Source organism: Synechococcus sp. R55.8 (genome assembly GCF_047461895.1).
In the GTDB taxonomy this organism is placed as follows: domain Bacteria; phylum Cyanobacteriota; class Cyanobacteriia; order Thermostichales; family Thermostichaceae; genus Thermostichus.
On the sequence record NZ_JANSIB010000113.1, the window covers coordinates 5,696 to 8,857 of the forward strand.

Annotated in this window: 4 protein-coding genes; 1 reads left to right on the forward strand and 3 read right to left on the reverse strand. The window is 59.6% G+C overall.

Features of this window, described 5'->3' with window-relative positions:
* Both ispF and NW829_RS10780 read right to left on the reverse strand, forming a co-directional pair.
* Positions 1–308: 2-C-methyl-D-erythritol 2,4-cyclodiphosphate synthase (gene ispF, locus NW829_RS10775; protein ID WP_414417061.1), on the reverse strand; the 308-nt coding region annotated here is incomplete at its 3' end.
* 364 nt (positions 309–672) lie between these two features.
* Positions 673–966, reverse strand: a complete 294-nt coding sequence (locus tag NW829_RS10780) for a TIGR02450 family Trp-rich protein (protein WP_414329949.1) — start codon at positions 964–966, stop codon at positions 673–675.
* 238 nt (positions 967–1,204) lie between these two features.
* Here NW829_RS10780 and NW829_RS10785 point away from each other — a divergent pair, with 238 nt between their 5' ends.
* Complete coding sequence (locus NW829_RS10785; protein ID WP_414329946.1) at positions 1,205–1,555, forward strand: hypothetical protein; 351 nt, start codon at positions 1,205–1,207, stop codon at positions 1,553–1,555.
* Between the two features lie 86 nt (positions 1,556–1,641).
* Here the strand turns inward: NW829_RS10785 and NW829_RS10790 are convergent, their stop codons facing one another.
* Positions 1,642–2,952, reverse strand: coding sequence for a UbiH/UbiF/VisC/COQ6 family ubiquinone biosynthesis hydroxylase (locus NW829_RS10790; RefSeq protein WP_414417060.1), 1,311 nt, complete (start codon positions 2,950–2,952; stop codon positions 1,642–1,644).
* Positions 2,953–3,162: the final 210 nt, after the last annotated feature.

Sequence of the window (3,162 nt, forward strand, 5' to 3'; positions counted from 1 at the left end):
GGCTGCTCCGCCACCACCACACTGTCTACATTGGCAACGCACCAGCCCTCTTGGCCCACCAGCTGCACCACTTGCTGTAGTAAAAGGATGCTATCTGCCCCTTTCCAACGCTCTTCTTCAGGGGGGAAGTAGTAGCCAATATCCCGCAGAGCGGCAGCCCCCAGGAGAGCATCCATGATGGCGTGGGTGAGGACATCGGCGTCGCTATGGCCCAATAGCCCCTTTTCGTAAGGGATCCGGATCCCGCCCAGGATCAGGGGGCGCCCCTCGACGAGGCGGTGGATGTCGTAGCCCTGGCCAATGCGCACTTTTCCGGCTCCCTTGGGAAAACCATCGAGACCCTTGTCGACCATCGCCCCCTCCGAGGAGCTAGGGGGATGGGAGTCGAGTAACCGACAAGCAGCTTTTGAGAACGCCTCTTTCTATTCTGCCGGCTTCAGAGGGGAATAGCAGATGGGACAAGACGAACCACTGTAGCAGTCGAAGCAGATGAGGTGAGACTTCCCGTAGGGATTGGCGCAGCGCTTGGCCCACTGATAATCGCTGTAGCTAAGATCTTTTCCGCAAACGTCACATCTGGCCATCCCGCTTTCTTCTCCTCAAGCTTCCGAATTAAAACACCACACTAGAGAGATGATCCTAATCGATCCCTGAGCCTCAGCTTGAGAGAAACTATCCCCCAGCCCTGTCCAGAAGGGGATCCTGCCGCCCACAGGGGATCCCGTCTTCGAGAGGCGTCCAGCCCGGCTGCCAAAGATCCCGGTTCTTCAGGGTGGCCGCGTTGACCCAGAGGCGCACCTGGGGATCGCAGACGGCTCTGAGCTCGGCAAACACCAGCCCTCCTTCCCCTTGTTGGCGAGCGGTGACCTGAAAATGTCGCCAACCCAGAACAGGCTGAACGGAAGTCCATTTGGAGCCGAGGAGGTGCGGGAAAGGCTGTTTCCGACGGGGTTTGTTGCGAGCCACGGGACGGAGGGTGCGAGCGGGTAAGGGATGAAAGGGACCCAGCTTTCCGGCCATTCCTGAGGACGGCAGCGGGGATCGAGGGGAGCGGCAAAGCCAGCCGAGATCCTGAGTTTCCCTCAGATCCGCCTGTGATCGGTATGTGTGATCGGTATGATCGAGGGGATCCCTTTCCACTCCAGCCTATCCAACCATGGAGCAGCACCGGCAACGGCTTCAGTTCTCTTTCTGGCAGGCAGTCTTGAAGGGGGGCCTTCTGTTTCTGATCCTGGCTGGCCTAATCTTGGGAACAGGCCTGCCCTTGGGAGCGGCAACCGGCCCCACTTTGTCCGGCAAACTTACGGGGCCAGAGTGGCGACAAGCAGACCCGGAGGCCAAGCAGGACTTTTGTCGCAAAGCCTTTCAAGCGTTTCGCGCTTCTCCTTCCCAAAGCTATATCATCAGCTCCAATGTGCAGGCTTTGACCCCAGAAGGTTTGTGTCGGCGCTTGGATCAGTTTTATCAGTATGCCGTCAACGACGAGATCCCCATCAACCAGGCGGCCAATATTGCCCCATTGCTGTTTTCAGACTTACCTCTGGAGCAGCCTTGATCCCATGTGGATCGCTTGTCCTGCCGAGGACATAATGACTTTCTCTTAGTGAGGATCCCAGCCCGGCTGTGACAGGTTGGCCGGATTCAGACAGGTGTGGGCAAGGGTTCCAGGGGTGTAGGGAAAGGGAGCTGTTGGAGTTGGGGTTGTTGAGGGCGGATCCCCATCGCTTGGCGCATCAAGGCAGGCTTGAGCAGCGGCAAAACCTCCAGTCCCCACAGGCCCAGGCGACGCAAGACCAGCAACGGCCAGCTTCGGTTGGAAAAGAGGCGATTGGCAGCATCGGTTGCAAAAAGAACCAGCGCGTTTTCTGGGCGGCGACAGCGCTCGTAGGCTTTTAACAAAGCCGGATCGCCGGGATCCCGGCCCGCCATTTTGGCTTCGATCAACAGGGCAGCCAAGGCCGCCACATCCCGCATGCCCAGATTCGCTCCCTGCCCCCCCAGCGGATGGGTGGTATGGGCAGCATCCCCCACCAAAGCCAGCCGGGATCCGATATAGGTTTGGGCATGGGCCCGCTGCGGCTGATAACAAGCTCTGGGAGAGGCGGCCAGCAACGCTCCCAACTGGGATCCAAACCAAGGCCGGATGGCCTGCAGAAACTCAGCCTCAGATAAGCCCATCAGCCGATCTCGATCCGCTTGGCGAACTGTCCAGACGACACAACTGCGATGGGGATCGGAGGTGGGCAAAATGGCGAAGGGACCGCTGACCTGAAAGCGCTCGTAGGCCACCTGCCGGTGAGGATGCTCATGGGTGAGGGTGGAAACGATGCACACCTGCCCATAGCCCCAGCGGGATAACGGGATCCCAGCCTGTTCCCGCAGCCGCGAACGGGCCCCATCTGCAACCACCAGCAGAGCAGCCCGCAGGGTTTGCCGGGATCCCTCCTGGGCCAGCTCTACCCGAATGTGATCTGCTGCAGGGGAGAAACTTTGCGCCTGAGCAGGGCTGAAAAGGGTTACCGAAGGGCACTCGCGAATGCGCTGCAACAGAGCTTTTTGGGTAATTTGATTTTCCACGACGTAGCCCAGCGCCGGCGCTTGGAGCGTTTCGCGGCACAACTGAGCCATCCAGGGGCTTTCCCCATCAGAGACCTGAATGCGGTGGATGGGAGAAACTCCCCAGGCCTCCATAAGGGGCCATACCCCAATCCGCTGCAGAATACGAGCTGTCCCCAGAGCCAAAGCGCTGGCTCGGCCATCCGCCCCCACCCCCTGCGAGAGATCCCGCCCCTCGATCAGCCCGACGCGGATCCCGGCCTGGCCCAAAGCGGCTGCTAAGGTGGATCCCACCATCCCAGCTCCGGCAATCACCACCTCGAAGTCCAGTCGCCTTGGCTTGGCTGCTGTCGGAGCAATGGCTAGGGGAGCAGCGGAAGTGGGCAAAAGGCTCATGGGCACTCACGGCAAGTAGGCTTAACTTCCATTCTAGGGTTCCTGCACCCGGCAGGCCGCTAAGGACAAGCGGCAAGTGGGGTCAAAGCGCCACGAGGGATCCCTTTTGATCTCAGCCCCTTTGTTTGCTGCTGCAGGGTGGAATCCCTGTGGGTAGCTGATACATTTACGCTGAACACTGCTGAACATCACTGTTCAACTATGCAGCGA

Excerpts from the sequence above, each read along its gene's own strand:
- NW829_RS10790 (WP_414417060.1), bottom strand. The coding sequence starts at position 2,952 with ATGAGCCTTTTGCCCACTTCCGCTGCTCCCCTAGCCATTGCTCCGACA.